This window comes from Gemmatimonadota bacterium (genome assembly GCA_016714015.1).
Classification (GTDB): Bacteria; Gemmatimonadota; Gemmatimonadetes; order Gemmatimonadales; family Gemmatimonadaceae; genus Pseudogemmatithrix.
In genome coordinates this window covers 97690-122690 of record JADJNZ010000010.1, presented here as the reverse complement: position 1 = coordinate 122690, position 25001 = coordinate 97690, and the positions used below count along the sequence as shown (strand labels likewise).

General features: G+C 68.9%; 25 protein-coding genes and 1 tRNA gene. 1 reads left to right on the top strand and 25 read right to left on the bottom strand.

Going from position 1 to position 25001, the window contains the following annotated elements; genetic code table 11:
* Positions 1 to 12 precede the first annotated feature (12 nt).
* The 24 genes from radC to smpB form a co-directional block, all read right to left on the bottom strand.
* A complete protein-coding gene (radC, locus tag IPJ78_17940) occupies positions 13 to 693 on the bottom strand; it encodes a DNA repair protein RadC (protein MBK7908424.1) in 681 nt (226 codons plus the stop codon).
* Between the two features lie 126 nt (positions 694 to 819).
* Positions 820 to 4035: a preprotein translocase subunit SecA gene (gene secA / locus IPJ78_17935; GenBank protein ID MBK7908423.1), complete on the bottom strand. Its 3216-nt coding sequence runs from the start codon at positions 4033 to 4035 to the stop codon at positions 820 to 822.
* A gap of 7 nt (positions 4036 to 4042) precedes the next feature.
* Complete coding sequence (nadD, locus tag IPJ78_17930) at positions 4043 to 4639, bottom strand: nicotinate (nicotinamide) nucleotide adenylyltransferase (GenBank protein ID MBK7908422.1); 597 nt, start codon at positions 4637 to 4639, stop codon at positions 4043 to 4045.
* Positions 4640 to 4646: 7 nt separating this feature from the next.
* Entirely contained in the window at positions 4647 to 5435 is a 789-nt protein-coding gene (bamD, locus tag IPJ78_17925) for an outer membrane protein assembly factor BamD (protein ID MBK7908421.1), read from the bottom strand.
* Positions 5435 to 6391 (bottom strand): SDR family oxidoreductase, encoded by a 957-nt coding sequence (locus IPJ78_17920; GenBank protein MBK7908420.1) that lies wholly within the window; start codon positions 6389 to 6391, stop codon positions 5435 to 5437. Before IPJ78_17920 ends, bamD begins: the two co-directional genes overlap by 1 nt.
* Complete coding sequence (locus IPJ78_17915; protein ID MBK7908419.1) at positions 6388 to 7695, bottom strand: UDP-glucose/GDP-mannose dehydrogenase family protein; 1308 nt, start codon at positions 7693 to 7695, stop codon at positions 6388 to 6390. Before IPJ78_17915 ends, IPJ78_17920 begins: the two co-directional genes overlap by 4 nt.
* Positions 7692 to 9035 (bottom strand): nucleotide sugar dehydrogenase, encoded by a 1344-nt coding sequence (locus tag IPJ78_17910; protein ID MBK7908418.1) that lies wholly within the window; start codon positions 9033 to 9035, stop codon positions 7692 to 7694. Before IPJ78_17910 ends, IPJ78_17915 begins: the two co-directional genes overlap by 4 nt.
* Positions 9036 to 9057: 22 nt before the next feature.
* Positions 9058 to 10170, bottom strand: coding sequence for a DegT/DnrJ/EryC1/StrS family aminotransferase (locus IPJ78_17905; protein ID MBK7908417.1), 1113 nt, complete (start codon positions 10168 to 10170; stop codon positions 9058 to 9060).
* 100 nt (positions 10171 to 10270) lie between these two features.
* Positions 10271 to 11317, bottom strand: a complete 1047-nt coding sequence (locus IPJ78_17900) for a Gfo/Idh/MocA family oxidoreductase (GenBank protein MBK7908416.1) — start codon at positions 11315 to 11317, stop codon at positions 10271 to 10273.
* Positions 11314 to 11898, bottom strand: a complete 585-nt coding sequence (locus IPJ78_17895; protein ID MBK7908415.1) for an N-acetyltransferase — start codon at positions 11896 to 11898, stop codon at positions 11314 to 11316. Before IPJ78_17895 ends, IPJ78_17900 begins: the two co-directional genes overlap by 4 nt.
* A complete protein-coding gene (gene carB, locus IPJ78_17890) occupies positions 11895 to 15122 on the bottom strand; it encodes a carbamoyl-phosphate synthase large subunit (GenBank protein MBK7908414.1) in 3228 nt (1075 codons plus the stop codon). The genes IPJ78_17895 and carB overlap by 4 nt, the downstream gene beginning before the upstream one ends.
* Positions 15109 to 16068, bottom strand: coding sequence for a GDP-mannose 4,6-dehydratase (locus IPJ78_17885; protein MBK7908413.1), 960 nt, complete (start codon positions 16066 to 16068; stop codon positions 15109 to 15111). The genes carB and IPJ78_17885 overlap by 14 nt, the downstream gene beginning before the upstream one ends.
* A 1-nt stretch (position 16069) precedes the next feature.
* Entirely contained in the window at positions 16070 to 17047 is a 978-nt protein-coding gene (gene gmd, locus IPJ78_17880; protein MBK7908412.1) for a GDP-mannose 4,6-dehydratase, read from the bottom strand.
* Between the two features lie 97 nt (positions 17048 to 17144).
* Positions 17145 to 17366: a 50S ribosomal protein L28 gene (locus IPJ78_17875; GenBank protein ID MBK7908411.1), complete on the bottom strand. Its 222-nt coding sequence runs from the start codon at positions 17364 to 17366 to the stop codon at positions 17145 to 17147.
* 4 nt (positions 17367 to 17370) lie between these two features.
* On the bottom strand, positions 17371 to 17727 hold the full coding sequence (rplQ, locus tag IPJ78_17870; protein MBK7908410.1) for a 50S ribosomal protein L17: 357 nt from the start codon (positions 17725 to 17727) through the stop codon (positions 17371 to 17373).
* Positions 17728 to 17732: 5 nt separating this feature from the next.
* Entirely contained in the window at positions 17733 to 18803 is a 1071-nt protein-coding gene (locus IPJ78_17865; protein ID MBK7908409.1) for a DNA-directed RNA polymerase subunit alpha, read from the bottom strand.
* A 185-nt stretch (positions 18804 to 18988) separates the two neighbouring features.
* Positions 18989 to 19621, bottom strand: a complete 633-nt coding sequence (rpsD, locus tag IPJ78_17860; protein ID MBK7908408.1) for a 30S ribosomal protein S4 — start codon at positions 19619 to 19621, stop codon at positions 18989 to 18991.
* Between the two features lie 3 nt (positions 19622 to 19624).
* On the bottom strand, positions 19625 to 20002 hold the full coding sequence (gene rpsK / locus IPJ78_17855; GenBank protein MBK7908407.1) for a 30S ribosomal protein S11: 378 nt from the start codon (positions 20000 to 20002) through the stop codon (positions 19625 to 19627).
* On the bottom strand, positions 20002 to 20379 hold the full coding sequence (rpsM, locus tag IPJ78_17850) for a 30S ribosomal protein S13 (protein MBK7908406.1): 378 nt from the start codon (positions 20377 to 20379) through the stop codon (positions 20002 to 20004). The genes rpsK and rpsM overlap by 1 nt, the downstream gene beginning before the upstream one ends.
* Before the next feature lie 6 nt (positions 20380 to 20385).
* The gene (gene rpmJ, locus IPJ78_17845; protein ID MBK7908405.1) at positions 20386 to 20502 is read right to left on the bottom strand and encodes a 50S ribosomal protein L36; all 117 of its coding nucleotides are present in this window, start codon (positions 20500 to 20502) and stop codon (positions 20386 to 20388) included.
* Positions 20503 to 20686: 184 nt separating this feature from the next.
* The gene (pyrF, locus tag IPJ78_17840; protein ID MBK7908404.1) at positions 20687 to 21373 is read right to left on the bottom strand and encodes an orotidine-5'-phosphate decarboxylase; all 687 of its coding nucleotides are present in this window, start codon (positions 21371 to 21373) and stop codon (positions 20687 to 20689) included.
* A 5-nt stretch (positions 21374 to 21378) separates the two neighbouring features.
* Positions 21379 to 22305, bottom strand: a complete 927-nt coding sequence (locus IPJ78_17835) for a dihydroorotate dehydrogenase (GenBank protein MBK7908403.1) — start codon at positions 22303 to 22305, stop codon at positions 21379 to 21381.
* Positions 22302 to 23657: an N-acetylmuramoyl-L-alanine amidase gene (locus IPJ78_17830; GenBank protein MBK7908402.1), complete on the bottom strand. Its 1356-nt coding sequence runs from the start codon at positions 23655 to 23657 to the stop codon at positions 22302 to 22304. Before IPJ78_17830 ends, IPJ78_17835 begins: the two co-directional genes overlap by 4 nt.
* A complete protein-coding gene (gene smpB / locus IPJ78_17825) occupies positions 23657 to 24127 on the bottom strand; it encodes an SsrA-binding protein SmpB (GenBank protein MBK7908401.1) in 471 nt (156 codons plus the stop codon). Before smpB ends, IPJ78_17830 begins: the two co-directional genes overlap by 1 nt.
* Before the next feature lie 63 nt (positions 24128 to 24190).
* Here smpB and IPJ78_17820 point away from each other — a divergent pair.
* Positions 24191 to 24274, top strand: a tRNA-Leu gene (locus tag IPJ78_17820).
* A gap of 154 nt (positions 24275 to 24428) precedes the next feature.
* On the opposite strand, the gene IPJ78_17815 is transcribed toward IPJ78_17820, so the two are convergent.
* Complete coding sequence (locus IPJ78_17815) at positions 24429 to 24995, bottom strand: hypothetical protein (GenBank protein MBK7908400.1); 567 nt, start codon at positions 24993 to 24995, stop codon at positions 24429 to 24431.
* Between the last annotated feature and the right edge of the window lie 6 nt (positions 24996 to 25001).

The following is a 25001-nucleotide window of genomic DNA, read 5'->3' as shown; positions in this document are numbered from 1 at the left end:
CTCCCGTGTCCCCTACAACAACCCCGCCTCGGCGAACGACACGAAGCGTCCCCGTCCGATGACCAGGTGGTCCTGGATCGGGATATCGAGCAGCCGCCCGGCCGCCACCAGCTGCGCGGTGATCGCCCGGTCATCGGGGCTCGGCGTCGGGTCGCCTGAGGGGTGGTTGTGCACCAGCACCAAACTGGCCGCCCGCTCGGCGATCGCCTCCCGGAAGACCTCGCGCGGGTGCACCAGGGAGGAGTTGAGGATCCCGCGACTCACCAGGATGTCCCGCTCCAGCCGGTGCTGCGCGTCGAGCACGGCAACGTGGAACTCCTCGACGGTGAGCCCCTCGAGCCGCGGCGCGTAGTACCGCCAGACATCCCGCGGCCCGCGCATGGGCTCCCCTTCATCCGCCCCCTCCGCGGCCAGTCGGCGCCCCAGCTCGAGCGCCGCGTGGATCGCCAACGCGCGCACCTCCCCGAGGCCGGGGACCTCCGTCAGCGCCGCGATGGGGATCTGGCCGAGCCGGCGGAGCGACCCGCCCGCCCGGTGGATGACGTCGGCCGCGAGGTCGGTCGAGGTCCGACCGGTCGTCGCGACGCCGAGGAGGAGGCCGAGCAGCTCGCTCGTGGTGAGCGAGGCGGCACCGAGCGCGCGGAGGCGCTCACGCGGGCGATCGGCGGGAGGGAGGTCGAGGACGGAGGGCACGCGGAGAGGATACCGCCGCCCGACGTCCGGCCCCTCATCGAAACGCCGCGCGCCGGTCCGTTCGTGCTTGATTCCGCCTTCAGCCTTCCAGGCTCTGCCCTCGTCGCGCAGCGCGCCTACGGCGCGCTACGCGCCATGGCACTTCTTGAACTTCTTCCCGCTCCCGCACGGACACGGATCGTTCCGGCCCACGTTCGTGAAGTCGAGGTTCCCGTTGGCCGTGCCCGCCGCCAGGTTCGAGACCCCGCGTCCCGCACCGACCACCTTCGGTTCCGGCCGCGGCGGCTCCGGGGGTGAATCGGCTGCCCGCGTCGGTGCGACATCCTCGGCCACGCCGAGTGCATTGAACCGCTTCTGCATCGGCGGGAGGACGCTCGTCGGCGGCGGCGGGGCGGGCCGCGGCTCGTCGAACACGAGCTGCACCTTCAGGAACCGCTCCGTGAAGGTGTGCTGGATGTCCGTCATCAGGTCCTCGAACATCTTGTACGCATCCTGCTTGTACTCGACGAGCGGGTCCTTCTGGCCCCACGAGCGGTAGCCGATCGCCGCGCGCAGCTGGTCGAGGTCATACAGGTGGTCCTTCCACTTCTCGTCGAGCACGTTGAGCATGACGAGCGAGAGGAGGCGCGGGGCGAAGTCGCCGAGCGTGACGAACTTCCGCTGGTACGCCTCGAGCGCCGCCGCGGTGGCGAGTGACTGTGCGGCCAGGACCGACGCCGGGCGGTCGCGCGCCTCGTCGAACGCGTCGACCGCGACGAGGTAATGCATCATCAGGTCCTGCCGCAGCAGCCCGAGATCCCAGTCCTCCGGCGTCTCGGCGGTCGCGAGGGTGGTCTCCACGCGACGGGCGATGGCCGCGTTCACCATCTTCTCGGCCTCGCCCTTCAACTCCTCGCCGCCCTCGAGCGCGAACGAGCGGAGCGAGTAGATGACCTCGCGCTGCTGGTTCATCACGTCATCGTAGTCGAGCAGCCGCTTGCGCGACTGGAAGTTCTGGAGCTCGACCCGCTTCTGCGCCTGCTCGATCGACCGCGTGATGAGCGGGTGCGTGAGCACCTCGCCCTCCTGGGCGCCCATCGAGTCCATCAACCGCGCGATGCGGTCGGACCCGAAGAGGCGCATGAGGTCATCCTCGAGCGAGAGATAGAACTGCGAGGAGCCCGGGTCGCCCTGGCGACCGGCGCGGCCGCGGAGCTGACGGTCGATGCGCCGCGACTCGTGGCGCTCGGAGCCGATGATGTGCAGCCCGCCGATCTCGGAGACGCTCACGTCCTTGCCGTCGGCATCCTTCACGACCGACGGCTTCGACGTCCGCACCCCCTCGCCCAGCTTGATGTCGGTGCCGCGGCCGGCCATGTTCGTCGCGATCGTGATCGCGCCGTGCTGACCGGCGAGCGCGACGATCTCCGCCTCGCGCTGGTGGTACTTCGCGTTGAGCACGTTGTGCGGCAGGCCGGCGCGCTGGAAGAGGCGCGAAAGCGTCTCCGACGCCTCGACGCTGGTCGTGCCGACGAGCACGGGGAAGCCGAGCTCGTGGAGGCGGCGCGTCTCCTCGAGGATGCCGTTGTACTTCTCGCGTCGCGTCTTGTAGACGAGGTCCTGCCGGTCGTCGCGGATCGCCGGCTTGTTGGTCGGGATGACCGCAACCTCGAGGCCGTAGATCTGGAAGAACTCCGTCTCCTCGGTCTCGGCCGTGCCGGTCATGCCGGCGAGCTTCTCGTAGAGGCGGAAGTAGTTCTGGATGGTGATCGTCGCGAGCGTCTGCGTCTCGCCGCGCACGACCACGCCCTCCTTCGCCTCGACCGCCTGGTGCAAGCCCTCGCTCCACCGCCGTCCCGGCATCGTGCGGCCGGTGAACTCGTCGACGATGAGGACCTGCCCTTCCTGCACCACGTAGTTCACGTCCTTCTCGAACAGGGCGTGCGCGCGCAGGAGCTGGTGGATGATGTTCAGCTTCTCCGACTTGATCGCGTACTCGACTTCCATCGTCCGGCGCGCCTCGAGCTTCGCCGCCGGATCCATGACGTGGTCGCGGTCGATGCGCCCCATCTCCGTCGCGATGTCGGGGAGCACGAACTGGTCGTGCTTGTCCGGCGAGAGGAAGTCGACGCCGCGGTCGGTGAGGTGCACCGACTGCCCCTTCTCGTCGAGCACGAAGAGCAGCAGCTCCTCGATCTCGCGGAACTCCTGCTTCCCCGCCGGCAGCTTGCGGTCGGCGAGGTGCTGGAGCTCCTTCTGCTGGATCAGCTGCTTGACGCCCGTCTCCTGCATCACCTTCAGCAGCCGCTTGTTCTTCGGGCTGCCCATCCGCGCCTGGTAGAACGCGAGCCCGGCCTCCTCGGTCTGGCCGGCCTCGAGCGCGCGCTCCCCCTTCCCGACGAGGTCGTTCACCAGCTCGGTCTGCTTGCGCACGAGGCGCGCGACGTTCGTGTTGTGCTCGGCGTAGGCGACGTCCCCGTCGTTCCCCACCGGGCCGGAGATGATGAGCGGCGTGCGGGCCTCGTCCACCAGCACCGAGTCCACCTCGTCGACGATCGCGAAGACGTGCGGGCGCTGCACCCGCTGCTCGAGCGAGACCACCATGTTGTCGCGCAGGTAGTCGAAGCCGAACTCGTTGTTCGTGCCGTACGTGATGTCGCAGAGGTACGCCGCGCGGCGTTCCGGGGTGCCCGGCTCCGTGTCGTCGAGGCAGCCGACGGTGAGGCCGAGCCAGCGGTAGAGGTGCCCCATCCACTGCGAGTCGCGCCGCGCGAGGTAGTTGTTGACCGTGACGAGGTGCGCCCCGCGCCCGGGGAGGGCGTTGAGGTACAGCGGGAGCGTCGCGACGAGCGTCTTGCCCTCGCCCGTCGCCATCTCGGCGATCTTCCCCAGGTGCAGCTGGATGCCGCCGACGAGCTGGACGTCATAGTGGACCATGTCCCACGTCATCTCGCGGCCGATCACCGACACCGGCGTGCCGACGAGGCGGCGCGCCGCCTCGCGCACCGTCGCGAAGGCTTCGGGCAGGAGCTCATCGAGCACCTCGCCGACGAGCGCGCGGTACTCGGCCTCCACGCCCCCCTGCCCGTCGGGGCCCGCGAGCTCGGCATCGAGCGCATCGCGCGCCGAAGGCTCGGTCGCGGCATGCTTCTGCGCCTTGAGCTCCTCGATCCGCGCGCGGAGCACCGCCGTCCGCTCCTCGATGGTCGCGCGGAAGCGGGCGGTCTGCCCCTGCAGGTCCGCGTCCGACAGGTCGCGGAGCCGGGCATAGTGCCCGTTGATGTCGTCCACGATGGGCTGGACCCGGCGCTGCTCACGCTCGTGCCGCGTCCCGAAGACCGCCCCGATCAGCTTCTTCAGCATCCGAAGTTCACTCGTTGGTGGTGCGATACAGGCCATGCGCCGCGATGTACGCGGCAATGTCATCCGTGACGAATCCCCGCAACGACGATCCGGCGCGCGCCCGCGCGCGGACCTCCGTGGCCGAGATGTCGATCCGCCGCGTGGTCACCCGCTCCACGTGGACTCCCGCGGGCAACGGCGCCCCCGGTTCGTGCCCATCTCCGCGCGTCAGGACGACGATCCGCGCCAGTGCGGCGATCCCGGCCGGATCGCGCCAGTGCGCGAGGGTCGCTGCCGTGTCCTCGCCCATGAGGAACGTGAGCTCGGCCGCGGGATGCGCCGCCCGGTAGGACCGGACGGTGTCGATCGAGAAAGATAACCCCTCGCGGGACAGCTCGACGGGATCGACCGACAGGCGGGGATCGCTCCCGGCCAGCAGCCGCGTCATGGCCAACCGATGCTCCGGGGCGGTGATCTCGGCGCCGGCCTTGAGTGGCTGACGCCGGGCCGGGATGAGCACCACCCGGTCGAGCGCGAGTCGCTCCAGCGCCGTGTAGGCGAGGAAGAGGTGACCGACGTGCGGCGGATCGAATGTCCCGCCGAGCAACCCGATGCGCTCGCCCACGCCGTGCCTACGGGCGGCGCGCTGCGCCCGTCGCCGCGCTATCGGGTCTGCCGGTCGGGCTCACCTTGCACGCGGCCAGGACCTCGGGGTGGGTCGGGTAGGCGGCCCGGAGCGCGTCACAGACCTCCGCCGCGTCCTCCTTGTAGTCGAGCGCGGGCAGCCGGTAGATCTCGACCATGCGAAGCATCGCCTGCCGCGCCTTGTCGGTCTCCGGGAAGTTCTTCACGACGTCCTTGAAGAAGATGATCGCGGAGTCGTAGGCCTTCCGTCGGGTGTAGTGGACCCCGGTCTCGTAGTCCTTCGATGCGAACATCTCGTCGAGGCGCCGCAACTCCCGGTTCGCCGAGTCGACGAGTCCCGACTGCGGATAGACGCCGACGAGGAGCCGGTACTGCGTCTGCGCGAGCAGGCCGTACTGCGGATCGAGGCTCGCCCGACGCCAGAGCCCGCCGTACGAGCGCCCGGACATCAGGAGGGCATCGTCGGCGAGCGTGTCGTCCGGCACCGTTTCGCTCAGCCGGATGAAGGCCTGGGCCGCGAGGAGGCGCTCGTCACGCTTGAGCCGCGACCAGCCGAGGTACCAATGCGCCAGCGGGAGCAGCGTGTCCCGCGTGGGGAGGTCGAGCGTCAGGCGCTCGAAAGCCGTCGCGGCATCGGCGTACTTCCCCGCCCGGTACTTCTGCATGCCGGCCGAGTAGAGCGCCGCGGACGTGGAGTAGTCGCGGACGTTGAAGGAACCGAAGCAGGCGCCGGCCGTGACGGCGAGCGCGAGGACGAGCAGGACGGGACGTCGCATCAGGTCGGGGGCTGCATCCGCGCGGACCCTTCGAGACCGCGGAAGTATTCGATGGTCCGCGCGAGGCCCTCGCGCAGCTGGATCGTGGGCTCCCACCCGAGCACGGTGCGTGCGCGGGTGATGTCGGGCTTGCGGACCTTGGGATCGTCCGTGGGCAGCGGGTGCGAGGTGATAACCGAGGACGACCCCGTGAGTTCCACCACGAGCTCGGCCAGCTGACGGACGGTGAACTCGTTCGGGTTGCCGATGTTGACCGGCATCCCCTCCTCGCTCCGGAAGAGCCGGTAGATGCCCTCGACCTCGTCCTCGACGTAGCAGAACGAGCGGGTCTGGCTGCCGTCCCCGTACACCGAGAGCGGCTGGCCATGGAGCGCCTGAACGATGAAGTTCGAGACCACGCGCCCGTCGCCCGGCCGCATGCGCGGACCGTACGTATTGAAGATCCGCACGATCCGCGTGTCGACACCCTGCGCCCGATGGTACGCCATCGTCATCGCCTCGGCGAAGCGCTTCGCCTCGTCGTAGCAGCCGCGCGGACCGATCGGGTTCACGTTCCCCCAGTACGCCTCGGTCTGCGGGTGCTCGAGCGGGTCGCCGTAGACCTCTGACGTCGAGGCGAGCAGGAAGCGGGCCTTCTTCGCGAGGGCGATGCCCAGCGCGTTGTGCGTTCCCAGCGAACCGACCTTCAGCGTCTGGATCGGCATCTCGAGATAGTCGACCGGGCTCGCCGGAGAGGCGAAATGGAGCACGCCGTCCAGCGGACCCGCGACGTACGTGTATTCGGAGATGTTGTGGCGCACGAACGAGAATCGCTCGTGCCCCATCAGGTGCGCGATGTTATCCGGATGGCCGGTCAGGAAGTTGTCGAGCCCGACGACCGAATGCCCGTCCCGGAGGAAGCGATCCGCGAGGTGCGAACCCAGGAAGCCCGCGACCCCCGTGACGAGGACCCTCACTCGCGTCCCCGGCCGATGGAGCGGTACGTGAAACCGAGCGCCCGCATCTTCTCGGGATCGTACAGGTTGCGGCCATCGACGACCACCGGCGAGGCCAGCGCGGAACGGATGCGAGAGAAGTCAGGGAAACGGTACGCGTTCCAGTCCGTGACGATCACGAGGGCGTCAGCACCGTCGAGCGCCTCATAGTTGCCGGACGCGTAGGTGATGCGCGCGCCGAGGCGTCGCTCCGCCTCGTGCATCGCAGCCGGATCGTGCGCGACGACCGTCGCGCCCGCCTCGAGCAACGCGTCGATGAGCGGGAGCGACGGTGACTCGCGCATGTCGTCGGTGTTGGCCTTGAACGCCAGGCCCCAAAGGGCGATGCGCTTCCCCTGCACCGACCCGCCGAGCGCGTCGCGGACCTTCCCGAACAGCCGATGCTTCTGCAGGTCGTTCGCATCCTCGACCGCGCGCAGCACCTGCATCGGCGCCCCACGCTCCTCGGAGGTGCGCATGAGGGCCTTGACGTCCTTCGGGAAGCACGAGCCACCGTAGCCGGGCCCGGGGAAGAGGAACGCGGGGCCGATGCGCGAGTCCGACCCGATCCCCTTGCGCACGAGGTCGACGTTGGCGCCGACGCGCTCACAGAGGTTCGCGATCTCGTTCATGAACGAGATGCGCGTCGCGAGCATCGCGTTCGCCGCGTACTTGGTCATCTCCGCCGAGGGGATGTCCATGAAGATGATGGGCTTCCCCGTCCGGACGAACGGCGCGTAGAGCTCGTCCATCCGGGCGCGCGCGAACGGCGTCTCGACGCCGATCACCACGCGATCCGGCTTCATGAAGTCCTCGACCGCCGCCCCTTCCTTGAGGAACTCGGGGTTCGAGCACATGTGGAAGGGGACCTTGATGAGCGGCGCCACGACGGCGGCGACCTTCTCGGCGGTCCCGACCGGCACCGTCGACTTCGTCACGATGACCAGCTCGCGGGTCGCATGCCGACCGATCGCGTCCGCCACGGCGAGCACGTGCTTGAGGTCCGCCGAACCATCCTCGTCCGGCGGCGTGCCGACGGCGATGAAGACGACTTCCGCCGAGGCGATCGCCGACGGGATGTCGGTCGTGAAGACCAGCCGTCCCGCCGCCTGGTTGCGCTCGACGTACTCCTCGAGCCCCGGCTCGTAGATCGGCAGCTGGTTCCGCTTCAGGCCATCGATCTTGCCGATATCGACGTCCGCGCAGACCACGTCATTGCCCGTCTCGGCCAGGCAGGCGCCGACGACGAGCCCGACGTACCCGGTCCCGACGACGGTGATCCTCACGCGGAGGCTCCCGCCGGGCGCGAGGACGTGAGCGCGACCACGCGCGCCTTCCCCGGCCGAACCTTGGCCATCGCGTTGCGCGCATCGACCACGAGCGAACATCGATCGACGACACGCTGGTAATCCACCGCCTTGTGGTCCGTCACCACGACCGCCACGTCGACGCTGTCCAGCAAGGCGTCGGAGAAGGCCACGCCGTGCATCTCATGCCCGTCCTCGCGGAACGAGGGCACATGCGGATCGTGATAGACGACGTGCGCGCCGCGCTCCTCGAGCAGACGCATCACGTCGAGCGCGGGGCTCTCGCGCATGTCGTCGATGTCGCGCTTGTACGCGACCCCGAGCACGAGGACCTTGCTCCCCTTCACCGACTTCCGGTCGTCATTGAGCGCCCATGCGATCTTCTCGACGACGTAGTCGGGCATCGCCGAGTTGACCTCGCTCGCGAGGTCGATGAAGCGCGTCTTGTAGTTGAGCGACCGCATCTTCCACGCGAGGTAGTGCGGGTCGAGCGGGATGCAGTGCCCGCCGATGCCGGGGCCCGGCGTGAACTTCATGAAGCCGAAGGGCTTGGTGGCCGCCGCATCGATCACCTCCCACACGTCCACGCCGAGGCGGTCGCAGACGATCGCCATCTCGTTCACGAGCCCGATGTTCACCGAGCGGAAGGTGTTCTCGAGCAGCTTCACGAGCTCGGCCGCCTCCGGCGACGACACCGGCACGACGGTGTCGATCGTCGACGAGTAGAACGCGGTCGCGACGGCGTTGCAGGCCGGCGTGATCCCGCCGACGACCTTGGGCGTGTTCTTCGTGTGGTAGACGGGGTTCCCGGGGTCCACACGCTCTGGGCTGAACGCGAGGAAGACATCCTCACCCACCACGAGGCCGCGCTCCTCGAGTCGCGGCTGCAGCAGTTCGCGGGTCGTGCCGGGGTAGGTCGTGCTCTCGAGGACGATCAGCATCCCCTTGTGCGCGTGCGCCGCGACCGTCGCCGAAGCCGAGAGGACGTAGGACATGTCCGGATCACGTGTCTTCGCGAGCGGCGTGGGCACGGCGATCGAGACCGTATGCGCCTTCGCGAGCAACGCGGCGTCGGTGGTCGCGACGAACTTGCCCGACTTCACGTGGCGCGCGACCTGTTCCGCCGGCACGTCCTGGATGTGCGACTCGCCGCGCATCAGGAGCGCGCAGACGCGCTCGCTCACGTCATACCCGATCACGGTGAACCCGGCCTCGCACAGCTCGACCGCGAGCGGAAGGCCGACGTAGCCGAGCCCGATCACCGAGCTGACGGCGGTGCGATCCTTGATCTTCTGGAGGAGTTCCTGCTGGGTGGTCATGTCCGCGGGGATGGGGTGCAGTTCACTTGCCGAAGAAGGAGCGCACGGCGGCCACGACCTCGTCCAGCTGGGCGCGCGTGAGTTCCGGGAAGACGGGGAGCGAGACCACTTCCTTCGACGCCTGCTCGGCCTCGGGGCAGGTCCCTTCCTTGTAGCCGAGATAGGCAAAGCAGGGCTGCAGGTGGAGCGGCAATGGATAGTACACCGAGTGCCCGATCCCCTTCGCCTTCAGGTGGTCCTTGAGCGCGTCGCGACGGTCGACGCGGACGGTGTACTGATTGAAGATCGACTCGTTCGCCGGGTCGATGAACGGGGTCGTCAGGTCGGCGATGTCCGCGAAGGCCGCATCGTAGTAGGCGGCGTTGTCGCGGCGCTTGGCACTCCACGCGGCGAGATGCGGGAGCTTGGCCGAGAGCACCACCGCCTGGAGAGCGTCGAGGCGGGAGTTGTATCCGACCTCCTCATGCAGGTACGTCTGGACCGACCCGTGCGTGCGGATCCGCATCAGGCGCTTGAAGATCGTCTCGTCCTGCGTGACCATCATGCCGCCGTCCCCGTACCCGCCGAGGTTCTTCGACGGGAAGAACGAGAAGGTGCCGATGGTCGCGGCCTCACCGGCCATGCGCCACTCGCCGTCGATCTTCCGGCGCGCCCCGATGCTCTGCGCGGCGTCCTCGATGATCGGCATCGACGGCAACAGGCGCCGGATCTCCTCGAGCGGGGCCATCTGACCGAAGAGGTCGACGGGGATCACGGCCTTCGTGCGGGAGGTCACCGCCGCGGCTGCGAGGTCGGCGCGGATGTTGAACGTCTTCGGGTCGATGTCGACGAACACCGGCGTCGCGCCGACGTTGTGGATCGTCCCCGCCGTCGCGAAGAACGTGAACGGCGACGTCACTACCTCGTCGCCGCGCCCGATGTCGAGGGCGCGCATGGCGATCAGGATGGCATCGGTGCCGTTGGCGCAGCCGACCGCGTACTTGGTGCGGGAGAGGCCGGCGACCTCGCATTCGAAGCTCGAGACGGCGGCCCCGAGGATGAAGACCTGTTCGTCGACGACCTGCAGCATCCGGTCGACGACCTCGTTCCGGATCGTGGCGTGCTGCGCCTTCAGGTCGAGAAGCGGGACGGCCATGGCAATCGGGGCTCTAGGGAGTGGTTGAACGACGGAAGTGCAAGTCGCGCAAGGAGTTGAAGTTCGTCAGACGGGCACCGAAGGTCAACGGCACGCGGTGTCAGACCCGCGCGACAAGGGGGAGCGGGACCTCGCGTCCGGTCTTCGCGGACTCGTAGATCCCCAGGATGAGTTCGAGCGACTTGCGCCCCGCCCGACCGTCCGTCTCCGGCGCAGCCTGCCCGCGCAGCACCTTCAGGACGTTCCGGTAGTAGGGCTCATGGCCGAAGCCGTACACCGAGGTCGGGTTCGTGTTCGCGGACTCCACGAGCTTGTCGTCATCGTCGTAGTCCGCGAACTGCCAGTGCTCGATCCGATTCACCGCCGTCCCGCCGATCTTCACGGTCCCGCGTTCACCGAGCAGCGTGATGGATCCCTCGAGGTTCTTCGGGAAGGTCAGCATCGTCACCTCGAGCACACCGATCGCACCGTTGCGGAACTTCAGGACCGCCGCCCCGGAATCCTCGGCCTCGATCCGTCGCGCCATCGTCGCGGTCTTGGCCATCACGCTTTCCACGGGGCCCATGAACCACTGCACGAGGTCGACGTAGTGGGAGGCCTGATTCATGAACGCCCCACCGTCGAACTCCCACGTCCCGCGCCACTTGGCCTGATCGTAGTACTCCTGCGGGCGGGCCCAGCGGACCGTCGCGTTGATCATGAAGAGTCGCCCGAACCGCCCCTTGTCGAGGGCGCGCTTGAGCAGCTGCACCGTCGAGTTGAGCCGGTTCTGCTTCACGACGAACAGGTGGACGCCGGCATCGTCGCACGCCTTGACGAGTTCGTCCGCGGCGGAGAGCGAGATCGCCATCGGCTTCTCCGAAACGACATGCTTCCCCGCGCGCGCGGCCAGGGCGCCGTGCTGGGGATGCATGCCGGAGGGCGTCGCGATGGTCACGATGTCCGACGGCGCCCCGGCCAGCATCTGCTCGACCGACGTGAACCAGGGGACGTTCCATCGCTCGCCAGCGGCACGCGCACGCTCCTCGACAACGTCGGAGACCGCCGAGAGGGAGAGCCCGTCGATCCGTTCCAGCGCCTCGAAGTGGTTCTGGCTGATGCGGCCGCACCCGGCGACCGCCACACGGAAGTTCCGTTCTGCCGTCATCGATCCGCCTCGGCGGTGGGACGGATCCCGCCGTCCGCGGACTCATACGTGGACCCGCACGCCGTGCATCGGAGCGGCGCCGTCCCCGAGGGCAGCTTCACGCCGCAGGCACACATCCAACCGGTCCGGCGCGCGGGGACCCCGGTCATCAGTGCATACGCCGGAACATCCTTCGTCACCACGGCGCCCGCGCCGATGAAGCAGTACGCCCCGAGCGTGCTGCCGCACACGACCGTCGCATTCGCGCCGATGCTCGCCCCGCGTCGCACCAGCGTCCGCCGATACTCGTCCTTCCGGCTCACGTGGCTCCGCGGGTTCACGACGTTCGTGAACACCATCGAGGGTCCGCAGAACACATCGTCCTCGAGCTCGACGCCCTCGTAGATCGAGACGTTGTTCTGGATCTTCACGTTGTCGCCGATCCGAGTCCCGTTCATCACGACGACGTTCTGCCCGAGCGAGCAGCGTGCGCCGATCACCGCGCCGCCGAGGACATGGCAGAAGTGCCAGACCCGCGTCCCGTCGCCGATCACGGCACCCTCGTCGACGTACGCCGATTCGTGCACCACCGGCCCGGTCACGCGAGCGTCTCCTGCCACTCCTGCAGCGACCGCACCGAGAGCGGCTCCGACCGGAACGCGAGGATCGCATCCGCCGCCGCGCTCGCCCCCGACAGCGTCGTCGTGTAGGGGATCCGGTTCGCGATCGCCGCCTGGCGCAACGTGTAGTCGTCCTTCTGCGACTCCTTCCCCAGCGGCGTGTTGATCAGGAGCTTGACCTCGCCGTTCACGATCAGGTCGATCGCATGCGGACGGCCCTCGCTCACCTTGAACACGCGCTGCGACGGGATCCCGACCTCGCCGAGGTGACGCCCCGTCCCCTGCGTGGTGAAGATCCCGAAGCCCATGTCGTGGAACCGACGCGCGATCGGCACCGCCCCCGCCCGGTCGTGCTGGTTCACGGTGATCATCACCTTCCCCTCCGCCGGCAGTCCGTTCCCCGCCGCCAGCTGCGCCTTCCCGAAGGCGATCCCGAACGACTCGGCGATGCCCATCACCTCGCCCGTCGATCGCATCTCAGGGCCGAGGATCGGGTCGAACTCGCGGAACTTCGAGAAGGGGAACACCGCTTCCTTCACCGAGACGAACGGGGCGATGATCTCCGCGGTGTAGCCCAGATCGACGAGCTTCTCCCCGAGCATCACGCGCGCCGCCAGCGAGGCGAGCGGCTTCCCGATCGTCTTCGAGACGAAGGGCACCGTCCGCGACCCGCGCGGGTTCACCTCGATCACGTACACGACGCCGTCCTTCACCGCGTACTGGACGTTGATCAACCCCACCACGCCGAGCGCCTTCGCGAACGAGACGGTGTGGGCCCGCATGATGTCCTGGTGCTCCTTCGTGATCCGGTACGGCGGGAGGACGCACGCCGAGTCGCCCGAATGGATGCCCGCATCCTCGATGTGCTGCATCACGCCGCCGATCACCACCGTCTCGCCATCCGACAGCGCATCGACGTCCGCCTCGAACGCATCCTCGAGGAACATGTCGACGAGCACCGGCCGCTCCTCCGAGACGCGCACGGCGCGTACGAAGTAGTCCCGCAACGTCGGCTCGTCGTACACGATCTCCATCGCCCGGCCGCCGAGCACGTAGCTCGGGCGCACCAGCACCGGATAGCCGATGCGGTTCGCGATCACCACCGCCTCCTCGACGCTCGTCGCGGTCCCGTTGGGCGGCTGGGTCACGCCGAGCTCGCGCGCGAGCTTCTCGAACCGCTTGCGGTCCTCGGCGATGTCGATCGCCTCCGGGCTGGTGCCAAGGATCGGCACGCCCGCGGCCTCGAGCGGCTTCACGAGCTTGAGTGGCGTCTGGCCGCCGAGCTGCACGATCACGCCCACCGGCTGCTCGCGCTCCACGATCTCGAGCACATGCTCGAACGTGAGGGGCTCGAAGTACAGCTTGTCCGAGGTATCGTAATCGGTCGAGACGGTCTCGGGGTTCGAGTTGACCATGATCGTCTCGTACCCGGCGTCGCGGAGCGCCATCGCGGCCCGGACGCACATGTAGTCGAACTCCACGCCCTGACCGATGCGGTTCGGGCCCGATCCGAGGATCACCACCGACTTGCGACCCGTGCGCGGCGCCTCCGACTCCTCGTCGTAGGACGAGTAGAGGTAGGGCGTATTGGACGGGAACTCGCCGGCGCAGGTGTCCACCATCTTGTAGGCGGGACGGACCCCGAGGGCCCAGCGATGCTGCCGCACCGCCTGCTCCGACTCGCCGCGGAGGCGCGCCAGCTGCACGTCGGCGAAGCCCATCCGCTTCATCCGACGCATCTCGGGCTCCCCGACCGCCGGCAGCGCGGCGTACGCCCGCTCCGCCTCCACGATCTCGGCGAACTGCCGAAGGAACCACGGATCGACCTTCGTCCGCTCGAACAGCTCCTCGACCGACATCCCGAGGAGCAACGCGCGCTTGATCTGGAAGATCCGCTCCGGCACCGGACGTGCGAGCGCCGCCTGCACGGCCGGCAGCGAATCATCGGCCACCCGGTCATCGACCGGCCGCGCGCCCACGTCCCAGCCGTGCCGGCCGGTCTCGAGCGCGCGCAGCCCCTTCTGGAACGCCTCCTTGAACGTGCGGCCGATCGCCATCGACTCGCCGACCGACTTCATCTGCGTCGTCAGGGTCGGGTCGGCGCCCGCGAACTTCTCGAATGCGAAGCGCGGGACCTTCACCACGACGTAGTCGAGGACCGGCTCGAAGCTCGCCGGCGTCGTCTTCGTGATGTCGTTCGGGATCTCGTCGAGCGAGTATCCGACCGCGAGCTTGGTGCCGATCCGCGCGATCGCGAACCCGGTCGCCTTGGAGGCGAGGGCCGAGGAGCGCGACACGCGCGGGTTCATCTCGATGACGATCATCTCGCCGTTCGCCGGGTTCACCGCGAACTGGACGTTGCAGCCGCCGGCCTCGACCCCGATCTCCCGGATGATCTTGATCGCCGCGTCGCGCATCTCCTGGTACTCGCGGTCCGACAGCGTCATCGCCGGCGCGACCGTGATCGAGTCCCCCGTGTGGATGCCCATCGGGTCGATGTTCTCGATGGAGCAGATGATCACGACGTTGTCCTGCGAGTCGCGCATCACCTCGAGCTCGTACTCCTTCCAGCCGAGGAGCGAGCGCTCGATCAGCACCTGCGAGATGGGCGACTCGGCCAGGCCGCGCTTCACGATCGCCTCGTACTCCTCGCGGTTGTACGCGATGCCGCCGCCCGACCCGCCCAGCGTGAACGCCGGCCGGATGATCGCCGGGAACCCCGTCCACTCGGCGATGTCCAGCGCTTCCGCCCATGTCGTCGCGATCTTCCCCTGCGGGCACTTGAGGCCGATCTTCTCCATGGCCTCGCCGAACAGCTTGCGGTCCTCCGCCACCTTGATCGCCCGCGCGTTGGCGCCGATCAGCTCCACCCCGTACTTCGCGAGCACGCCGCTCTCGTAGAGCGACATCGCGACGTTCAGCGCGGTCTGGCCGCCCATCGTCGGCAGCAGCGCGTCCGGCTTCTCCCGCGCGATGATCAGCTCGACGAACTCCGGCGTCACCGGCTCGATATACGTCCGGTCCGCGACCTCCGGATCGGTCATGATCGTCGCCGGGTTGGAGTTCACGAGGATGACCTCGTATCCCTCCTCGCGCAGCGCCTTGGCGGCCTGCGTCCCGGAGTAGTCGAACTCCGCGCCCTGACCGATGACGATGGGCCCGGATCCGATCAGGAGGATGCGATGGATGTCGTTACGGCGTGGCATTGAGGAGGTCGTCGATGATGTCGGCGCGCGACCGGGCGGGGACCCACCCGGTGTCGGCGCGGAGCTTCGTGTTGTCGCCGACGAGCCAGGGCACGTCGACGGTGCGGCGGAGAGCAGGATCGGAGACCACCTCGGCGTCCACGCCCGCGCGCGCGAGGACCTCGGCGGCCGCATCGCCCACCGTGATCCCCTCCCCGCTGCAGACGTTGTAGGCCTCGCCGGGCCGCCCCCGCTCCACGAGCGAAATATACGCGGACACGACGTCCTCCACGTGGAGGAAATCGCGCACCGTCCCGGCATTCCCGATCGCCAGGGGGGCCGTCGGCCCCGCCTCGCGCGCCCGCCGCACGAGCGCCGGGAGCAGGAAGGAGGGACCCTGCCCTCGGCCCGAGTGGTTGAACGAGCGGGTGGCCACCACCTTGACGCCGTCGGCCCGCGCCGCGGCCAGCGCGAACGCCTCCTGAGCGCACTTCGTCGCGGCGTAGAAGGTGCGCGGGCGCTGGTCGGCCTCCTCGCGAAGGGGCATCGGCCCCTCCTGCGCCCCGTACTGCTCCGCACTGCCGATCACCAGCAGGGTCGGGTCCGCGGTCCCGGCGAGCTTGTGGGCGCGCATCGCCTCGACGAGCCGCACGGCCGCCGAAACGTTGGTGTCGAGCGCCCGCATGGGGTCATCGCTGGCCGCCGGGACGAACGCGATGGCCGCGAGATGGAAGATCGCGTCCGGACGCTCCCGGTCCAGCAGGCCGGCCAGGGTCCGACGGTCGACGCCCGGCCGCAGGTCCATCCCGCGCCAATGCATCGACATGAGCTCCGCCGGCTCGAGGATCCCCGGCGACGGCGCCATGCCGATGGTCGTCCCGGTCACCGTCCAGCCACGCCGCAACAGCGCCCGACAGAGCCACTGGCCGACGAATCCCGCGGCCCCGGTGACGAGTGCCTTGGCCAACTCAGGGGTGCGCGATGGGAGGGACCGAGTGTCGCGCGAGGTCGGCATCGACCATCAGCCGGACCAGCTCGCGGAACCGGACCGACGGCGTCCACCCGAGCTCCCGCGCGGCCTTCGACGGGTCGGCGACGAGCAGCTCCACCTCGGCCGGGCGCTCGTACTTCCGATCGGTGACGACGTGGCGCTGCCAGTCGAGGCCGACGTATCCGAAGGCCTCCTCGCAGAGTTGACGGACCGACCAGGTCTCGCCGGTGCCGATCACGTAGTCGTCGGGCTCGTCCCGCTGCAGCATGCGCCACATCGCGTCGACGTAGTCGCCGGCGAAGCCCCAATCGCGGCGCGCCTCGAGGTTCCCGAGGCGTACCTCGGTCGCGTGGCCGAGCTTGATCCGCGCCACGGCGTCGGTCACCTTGCGCGTGACGAACTCGAGTCCGCGACGCGGGGACTCATGATTGAAGAGCAGCCCGCTGACCGCGTACAGCCCGAACGACTCGCGGTAGTTCACCGTGATCCAGTGCCCGTAGACCTTCGCGACGCCGTACGGCGAGCGCGGCCAGAATGGCGTCGACTCGCGCTGCGGGGTCTCCTGCACCTTGCCGAACATCTCGGACGACGACGCCTGGTAGAAGCGCGCGGTCGGCACGACGCGCCGCATGGCCTCGAGCATGCGTGTGACCCCGATGCCGGTGAACTCACCGGTGAGCACCGGCTGGTTCCACGAGGTCGCGACGAAGGACTGCGCGGCGAGGTTGTAGATCTCGTCCGGTCGGACCTCACCCATGGCATCCATGAGCGACGTCTGGTCGAGCAGATCGGCAGAGAGGAGTTCGATCCGGTCGACGAGATGCGCGATCCGCTCGTACGGCGTCGTGGAGGACCGGCGCACGATGCCGACGACCCGATAGCCCTTCGCGAGCAGCAGCTCGGCGAGATACGAGCCGTCCTGTCCGGTGATGCCGGTGATGAGCGCGGTCTTCAAGCGAGGATGTTGGACGGAGGTGGGAGCCTATTCGGTTCGCACGAACGGGGAGAGCGCCGAAGCACCCTCCCCGTCGCATTCCTTCAAGAATCGGGCCTCAGACCGCGGCAGCGGTCCCGCGCGGCGCGCGCTGGATCTTGCCGGCGTTCAGGCAGCGGGTGCAGACCTTGATCTTGATGATCTTGTCATCCGCGACGATCCGGGCGACCTGGAGGTTGGGTTTCCAGGTCCGACGGGTCGAGTTGTTGGCGTGCGAGCGGTTGTTGCCGTGCGCGACACCCTTGTCGCACACATAGCAGCGATTGCGAGCGATGGGCATTGTCTTAGCGCTCCACGAGTTCGATGCGGGCCATCTCAGCACCGTCACCCTTGCGGTGCGCGGTCTTGAGGATGCGGGTGTAGCCGCCGGCGCGCTTGGCGTTCTTGGGACCGATCTCCTGGAAGAGCTTGTCGGCCGCCTCGCGCTTCTGCACGTGGATGCCGGCGAGGCGCCGCGCGTGGAGCGTGCCCTCGCGCGCCTTGGTGATCAGCTTCTCGACGAAGGGCCGGAGCTCCTTCGCCTTGGCTTCGGTCGTCTCGATCGCGCCCTGCTCGATGAGCGAGGTCGCGAGGTTGCGGAGCAGCGCGAGGCGCTGCTCGGAAGTGCGGCGGAGGCTCCGCCCGGCCTTACGATGACGCATGGGTCCTACTCCTCTTCGTCGTCGGGGGCGTTCGCGGCGGCCCGGCTCGGCGGCGTGCCCCAATCGGCGACGCGCACACCATCCGTGGACTCCTCGAACTTCATCCCGAAATTGAGTCCTTCCTTCTCGAGGAGGTCGGCGATCTCCTGGAGGGACTTCTTGCCGAAATTCTTGACCTGCAGGATCTGCGTCTCGGTCTGGCGGACCAGGTCGCCGAGCGAGCGGATGCTGGAGTTCTTGAGCGAGTTGACCGAGCGGACCGAGAGCGAGAGGTCGTCGATCGGGGTGCGGAGGAGCTCAGCGAGGCGAGCGCCCTCGGACGAGCCCTCGGCGCCCGGCACGGCGACGGCGGCCGCGGCGGACGAGCCGAAGCTCGCGAAGTACTGGAAGTGCGTCTGCGCGAGGGCGGCGGCGTACGAGACGGCCTCCTCGGGGGTGACCGTGCCGTTCGTCTCCACGGAGAGCGTCAGGCGGTCGTAGTCGGTGCGCTGGCCGACGCGGGTCTCGGCGACCGAGAAGTTCACGCGCTTGACCGGCGAGTAGATCGAATCGATGCGGACGAGGTCGACCGGGAGGTTGCGGTCGAGCGGGTGCTGGTCGGCCTCGATGTAGCCGCGCCCCTTGTTGACGTAGAGCTCGATGGCGAGCTCGCGGTCATCCTGCAGGGTGAGGATGTGGTGGGCGCCGTTCACGACCTTCACGCCGGCCGGGAGCTCGAGCTGCCCCGCGGTGATCGCGCCGCCCTTGCGGACCTTGAGGCGGAGGATCGCGTCCTCGACATCGGCATCGAGCGCGAGCACCAGCGTCTTGAGGTTGCCGATGATCTGGTGGACGTCCTCGACGACCCCGACGATGGTCTGGTGCTCGTGGAGGACGCCGTCGATGCGGAAGCCCCAGACGGCGGCGCCGCGCAGCGACGAGAGCAGCATGCGACGCATGCTGTTGCCGAGCGTGTGGCCGAAGCCACGCTCGAGGGGCTGCAGGCGGAACTCAGCCGCGTTCGCCTGGTCCTCGCGCTTCGTCATCTCGACGAGCTGCGGGCGGACCAAGCCGCGGAGATCGATCGTGGTTGCCATTGCCTTGGATCCTGGGAGAGTGTTTCACGATGGCGGTGACGCGCCACCGACGCCGTACCCCGCCCCTGACGCGCGGTACGTTCGTTCGGTTGTCAGGGAGTCTTTAGTCCTGCTGACGATGAAGGCTCAAGGATGAAGGCTGAAAGGCGCGCTCTCGTCCTTCGGCCTTCATCCTTCCGCCTTCATCACTTCGAATAGAGCTCGACGACGAGCTGTTCCTGCGCCGCGATCGGAATCGCCTGCCGCTGCGGACGCTCCAGCATGCGCCCGGAGAAGGTGTCCTTGTCGACCGCGAGCCACGCCGGGGTCGCCCCACGCGCCGCGACCTCGAGGGCCGCCGCGACGATGACGAGCTCGCGCGACTTCTGGCGCATCCGGATCTCCTGGCCAGGCTCGACCACGAAGCTCGGGATGTCGACCGACTTGCCGTTCACCTCGACGTGGCGGTGCCGGATGAGCTGACGCGCGGCCTTGCGGCTCGCGGCGAAGCCCATCCGGTAGACCATGTTGTCCAGACGGCTCTCGAGCGCGGCGAGGAGGTTGTGGCCCGTCACGCCCGGGAGCGCGGAGACGCGCTCGAACGTGTTGCGGAACTGCTTCTCGCTGAGCCCGTAGATGCGCTTGATCTTCTGCTTCTCACGGAGCTGCTTGGCGTACTCGCTCACCTTCCGGCGACGGGCCGTGTTCTGGCCGTGCATGCCGGGCGCGTACGGGCGCCGCTCCACCGGGCACTTCTCGGTGAAGCACTTGGTGCCCTTGAGGAAGAGCTTCGTACCTTCACGCCGGCACTGCCGGCAGCTGGGACCGGTATAACGCATTGCTTAGACCCTCCGGCGCTTAGGCGGCCGGCAGCCGTTATGCGGGATCGGCGTCACGTCCTTGATGGACTTGACCGTGAGACCGGCGGCGGCGAGCGCCTGGATCGCGGACTCGCGACCCGAGCCCGGCCCCTGGACCTTCACGTGGACGCGGCGCACCCCGAGGCTGAGCGCCTCGCGCGCGCACTGCTCGGCCGCGACGGTCGCGGCGAACGGCGTCGACTTCTTCGATCCCTTGAACCCGGCCTTGCCGGCCGAGCCCCACGACACGGCGTTGCCGTGCGCGTCGGTGATCGTGATGAGCGTGTTGTTGAAGGTCGCGTTGACGTGCGCGACGCCCTCGGCGTCCACGACCTTCTTGGTCTTCTTGCCAATGGCCATTACTTGGTCACCTTCTTCTTGCCCGCGATCGCGCGGCGGGGCCCCTTCTTCGTGCGGGCATTGGTGTGCGTGCGCTGGCCGCGGACCGGCAGGTTCCGGCGATGCCGGATGCCACGGTACGAGCCGATGTCCATGAGGCGCTTCACGTTCATCGCGATCTCGGTGCGCAGCGCGCCCTCGACGCGATACATCTTCTCGATCTCCTGACGGAGCTTGTTCACGTCAGCGTCGGAGAGGTCGCGGATGCGCTGCTCCGGGTTCACACCCGTCGCCGCGAGGATTCGACGGCTCAGGACGCGCCCGATGCCGTAGATGTACGTGAGGCCGATCTCGACCTTCTTGTCACGCGGAAGGTCCACGCCGGAAATACGAGCCATTGTCGGTTAACCCTGCCGCTGCTTGTGCTTGGGATTGCGCTTGCAGATGATCCGCGTCACGCCTGCACGCTTCACCACCTTGCAGTGCTCGCAAATCGGCTTCACGCTGCTGCGAACTTTCACGAGGACTCCAGAAGGCCGGAACTACGGAACGGAACGGAAGTGCTTGGGAATGCCCGATTTCGGGCAGACACGGACAATAGTCAGCTGAGGGCCTTGACACAAGGCCCGAGCTGACGTGTACGAAAAGGACGGTGAGTTGCGCGGCCGCGAGGGAGAACGCGAGCGGCCGGCGGCCGGAGCGGTATCAGCCGCGCAGCGACGACAAGACCGCGTTCAGCACCGCCGGCGGGTCATCCGCAGCCGTAACTGCGCGCCCCAGAACGAGATAGGCGGCGCCGTCGGCGGTCGCGCGTTGCGGGGTCGTGACCCGCGACTGATCGTGCGTCGCCCCGCCCTCCAGTCGGATCCCGGGGACGAGGGGACGCAGCGCCGGATAGGAGGAGCGCACGGCCGCCACCTCATGGCCGGAGCAGACGACGCCATGCGCCCGCGCCACGCTCGCCACCGCGGCCAATCGCGTGACTTCCGCCCCCATCTCGTCCACGGGACGACCGAGGGCCACGCCGAGCGTACGCGCATCGAAGCTCGTCAGCACCGTGACAACCAGGATCCCCGTGCGCTCCCCGGCCCCCTCGACCGCCGCCTCCACCATCGCCGCGCCCCCGTACCCGTGCACCGTGAGCAGCGAGACGCCCATCGAGGAAGCGCTCCGCGCCGCCCCCTTCACGGTGTTCGGGATGTCGTGGAGCTTGAGGTCGAGGAAGACCCGCTTCCCCTGCCCGTGCAGCCATTCCACGACCCGAGGCCCTTCGGCCGTGTAGAGCTCGAGGCCGACCTTCACGTAGTCCGCGGCGGGACCGAGTCGGTCGCAGAGCGCGCGAGCCGCGTCCATCGTGGGGACGTCGAGCGCGATGATGGGCTGGGCGCGCAAGGCGGTCACGAAGGCCACTCCAGTGTGCCGATGAGTTCGGAAAGGTGCGCCACGCCGTGCGCGGCACACCAGGCGTCCAGGTCGCGCACCAATCGTGCGGGAAGCTTGGGGTCTGCGAGGCCCGCGGTGCCGACCGCCACGACGCTCGCGCCGGCGATGAGATACTGCAGGACGTCGGTCGCATGCTGGACCCCGCCCGCCCCGATGATCGGCACCCGGACCGCCTGGCGCACGCGGTGCACCGCGAGCATGCCGACGGCGAGAAGCCCGGGGCCGCTCACGCCACCGGACCCGAACCCGATCATCGGCTTCCGACGCTCGACGTCGATGACGAGTCCGGGGATCGTGTTGATCACCGTGATCCCGTCCGCGCCGGCGTCGACGGCGACCTGCGCGGCCTCCCCGACCTTCGGCAGCGTCGGCGAGAGCTTCACGAAGAGCGGCTTTCGTGTCGCGGCGCGCGCGCCGCGCACGACCTCGGCGAGCGCCGCCGGATCCGCCCCGAATTCCATCCCGCCCTGCTTCACGTTCGGGCAACTCACGTTCAGCTCGAAGCCCTGGTAGCCCGGCGCACCATCCATCCGCGCGACGACATCACCGAAGTCCCGCGCCTCGCGCCCGACGACGTTCACCAGCACGCGCGGGCGATGCACATGCTGCGCGATCCAGGGGAGGTCCTCGGTGAGCACCTTCTCCACCCCGGGATTCGCGAGCCCCACCGCGTTGATCATCCCCCCGGGGAAGTCGGCGACGCGCGGCGCGGGAGCGCCGTGGCGCTCCTCCATGCTGACCGCCTTCGTGACGAACCCGCCGAGCTCCTCCAGTGGCATCACGTCCGCGAGTTCACGACCGTAGGCGGCCGTCCCGGCCGCGAGCACGACCGGGTTCTGGAAGGTGATCCCGGCGGCGGTGACCTCGAGTCGACCAATCACCGTTGGCCGCCGCGCGTACGTCGCTCGTAGTGCTGCAGGTATTCGAACGCCGCATCGGCGATCGCCTGCGCGGCATGCTCCTGCCCCTCATCGCTGGCCATCCAGCGCGCGTCGGCGGCGTTGGACCCGAACCCCAGCTCGACGAGGATCGCGGGCATGTAGGCGGTGGCGAGGACGGCGAGGCCGGCCTGCTTCACGCCACGATTGGTGCTCGGATGGGTCACACCGAGCCGTTGCTGCACGACGGCCGCGAGCTCGCTCGACTCGCGCAGGTGCTCGTTGCGCGCGAGGTCGTTCATGATGAACGCCAGGGCGTCGTCGCCGCGGGGCGTCGGCGCCTCGGTCTCGAACCGCACGACCTCGTTCTCCATCGCCGCCACGTGCTCCTCGTCCTCGGTGCGCGCGGTGGACAGGAAGAAGGTCTCGAAGCCGCGCGCCGCCGAGGCGTTCTTCCAGCGCGGGTTCGCCGAGTTCACGTGGATGGAGAGGAAGACGTCCCCCTTGGCGCGATTGGCGATCGGGCCGCGGTCGTGGAGCGCGATGAGCGTGTCGGTCGTGCGGGTCATCACGACGTCGAAGCCCTGCGCCTCGAGGAGTCGTTCGAGGCGCTTGGCGACCTGCAGCGTGATGCGCGCCTCGGAGAGCCGGCGGCCGTTCACCACCGCACCCTGCATCCCCGGATCACGGCCGCCGTGCCCCGCGTCGACCACGATCGTGTAGCGGCGCGAGAGTCCCGCGCGGACCGGGACCGCGCTCCGCGAGGGCGTGACGATGGGGACGTCGCGCGGGGTGCTGCGCGGCGGCGTGCGCGATGCCACGCCGGCGGCGGCGCGCGGCGCCGGCGCGACGGATGCGGGCTCCGCGGCGACGGGCACCGCTGTGACCGGCGGATCGCCCGGTCCACTCGGGGCCGAGCGGCGCGCGATCCCCTGGAAGAGGCGGACCTCCCATCGCGTGCGGTCCCACAGGATCCCGATGCCGAAGCGCGGCAGGATCTCGCTGAAGAGCTGCAGCGCGACGTGTGGGGCCCCATCGATCCGCCGCGTCGGTTCGACGAGCGGCAGTGCGAACCCGTTGTACCCGGCGAACGGTGCCCCTTCGCGCAGCTCGAGCCGCGCACCATAGAGCGTGAGCGTCCAACGCCCGGAAGCCACGCTGTCGAGCGACCCTCCGAGAAGCCGCGCCATCGTCCCGGCGTGCACCATGCCCCCGCCGGCGCTCGGCACGAGCGACAGGACCGTGTCGCCGGCGATGCCCTTCACCCGGATGACGTCGCCCGGCGGCGGCGCACCGGCCGGGCCGGTGGCGAACGCGAGTGCGGCGCACGCGACGAGCACGGAACGCGCGCGCATCATCGGACGCGGAGGGCGCGCTGCATGTCGCGCTGGTCGTCCTTCTCCTTCAGGTCGGCGCGCTTGTCGTGCAACTTCTTCCCGCGCGCGAGCCCGATCCGGATCTTCGCCCGCCCATGCTTGAAGTACAGCTCAAGCGCCACGAGCGTGAGCCCCTTCCGCTCGACCGCGCCGATCATGTGCCGGATCTCCTTCTGATGCAGGAGCAGCTTGCGGGTACGAGTCGGGTCATGGTTCCAGACGTTGCCCTTCTCGTACGGCGGGATGTGCGCGTTGAGCAGCCAGACCTCCCCGTCCTTGACCACCCCGTACGCATCGCCGATCTGGGCGCGCCCGTCGCGGAGCGACTTGACCTCGGTCCCGGCCAGCACGAGGCCCGCCTCCCACGTCTCGAAGATCTCGTAGTCGAGTCGGGCGCGCTTGTTTCGGGCGACGGTGACGATCGCGTCATCGGGGGCTGGCTTCGGCATCGTGGTGAAATAAGACGAGTCAGCGTTGACTTGGGTATCCGCGCCCGGTACGTTTCGCCTCTCGCCGAAGTGGTGGAATTGGTAGACGCGCTGCGTTCAGGGCGCAGTGGGCACTAGCCCGTGCGGGTTCGAGTCCCGCCTTCGGCACTGGAGTGGATGGCCGCCATCGCGCGGAACCTCATTGAGAAGAGCGGGGAGCGCCACCGCGCTTCCCGCTCTTCTGCTACCCCCTCGTCGTCCCGGCGAGCCGCCCGCACGGCGTCCCTGAGGCGCGCGCCCAGAGCGCCGCGCCGACCGCCGCCTATCGCGCGTCCCGCAACACCGAGGGCTTCACGTCCTCGGGCAACGTGGCCTCGCCGAACGCCGTCCGGAGGAGTTCGCCGGCCTCGTCAGCGTAGCGCTGCAGGAGCTCGATGGCGTACGCGAGCGGCGCGCCGGCGGTCCGCGCCCCGTCGCTCGCGAAGGCGAGGAGGCACCGCCCGACGCGATCGGCCGCCTGAAGGCTCCCGCCCCGCAGCAGCATCGCCTCGCGGTACGCCTGCAGCCGCTCGCTGAACTGCCGCTCGGCGAGGTCGCGGAGATCCGTCGCGATACGCGGATCGTCCTCGAGCGCGACCAAGCAGGCGTGGCTCAGGTCCGCCGCGGTCCGGTCATCGAGCGCGTCCCGCTGCGCGACCACCAGCCCGAGGGCGATCCGGGCATAGCGGAGTTCCCAGCGCGCATGATCGCGGTCGCCATTGGCGGCCGCGTCCGCCAGCCATTCGACGTCGGCCTCGTCCGGCTCGCGCCGGAGTCCATCGACCACGAGGCGCGTGCGCCGGTCGCGCTCTCGCGCCTCGCGCCACCCCGGGACGAACGGGAGCGGCACCGTCCG

Bases quoted from the DNA above. Each gene is read 5' to 3' on its own strand.
- IPJ78_17910 (MBK7908418.1), bottom strand. From the start codon at position 9,035: ATGACCACCCAGCAGGAACTCCTCCAGAAGATCAAGGATCGCACCGCC.
- rpsD (MBK7908408.1), bottom strand. From the start codon at position 19,621: ATGCGTTATACCGGTCCCAGCTGCCGGCAGTGCCGGCGTGAAGGTACG.
- smpB (MBK7908401.1), bottom strand. From the start codon at position 24,127: ATGCCGAAGCCAGCCCCCGATGACGCGATCGTCACCGTCGCCCGAAAC.
- rplQ (MBK7908410.1), bottom strand. From the start codon at position 17,727: ATGCGTCATCGTAAGGCCGGGCGGAGCCTCCGCCGCACTTCCGAGCAG.
- rpsM (MBK7908406.1), bottom strand. From the start codon at position 20,379: ATGGCTCGTATTTCCGGCGTGGACCTTCCGCGTGACAAGAAGGTCGAG.
- IPJ78_17875 (MBK7908411.1), bottom strand. From the start codon at position 17,366: ATGCCCATCGCTCGCAATCGCTGCTATGTGTGCGACAAGGGTGTCGCG.
- rpsK (MBK7908407.1), bottom strand. From the start codon at position 20,002: ATGGCCATTGGCAAGAAGACCAAGAAGGTCGTGGACGCCGAGGGCGTC.
- IPJ78_17900 (MBK7908416.1), bottom strand. From the start codon at position 11,317: ATGACGGCAGAACGGAACTTCCGTGTGGCGGTCGCCGGGTGCGGCCGC.
- IPJ78_17830 (MBK7908402.1), bottom strand. From the start codon at position 23,657: ATGCGCGCGCGTTCCGTGCTCGTCGCGTGCGCCGCACTCGCGTTCGCC.
- carB (MBK7908414.1), bottom strand. From the start codon at position 15,122: ATGCCACGCCGTAACGACATCCATCGCATCCTCCTGATCGGATCCGGG.
- IPJ78_17905 (MBK7908417.1), bottom strand. From the start codon at position 10,170: ATGGCCGTCCCGCTTCTCGACCTGAAGGCGCAGCACGCCACGATCCGG.
- IPJ78_17865 (MBK7908409.1), bottom strand. From the start codon at position 18,803: ATGGCAACCACGATCGATCTCCGCGGCTTGGTCCGCCCGCAGCTCGTC.
- bamD (MBK7908421.1), bottom strand. From the start codon at position 5,435: ATGCGACGTCCCGTCCTGCTCGTCCTCGCGCTCGCCGTCACGGCCGGC.
- secA (MBK7908423.1), bottom strand. From the start codon at position 4,035: ATGCTGAAGAAGCTGATCGGGGCGGTCTTCGGGACGCGGCACGAGCGT.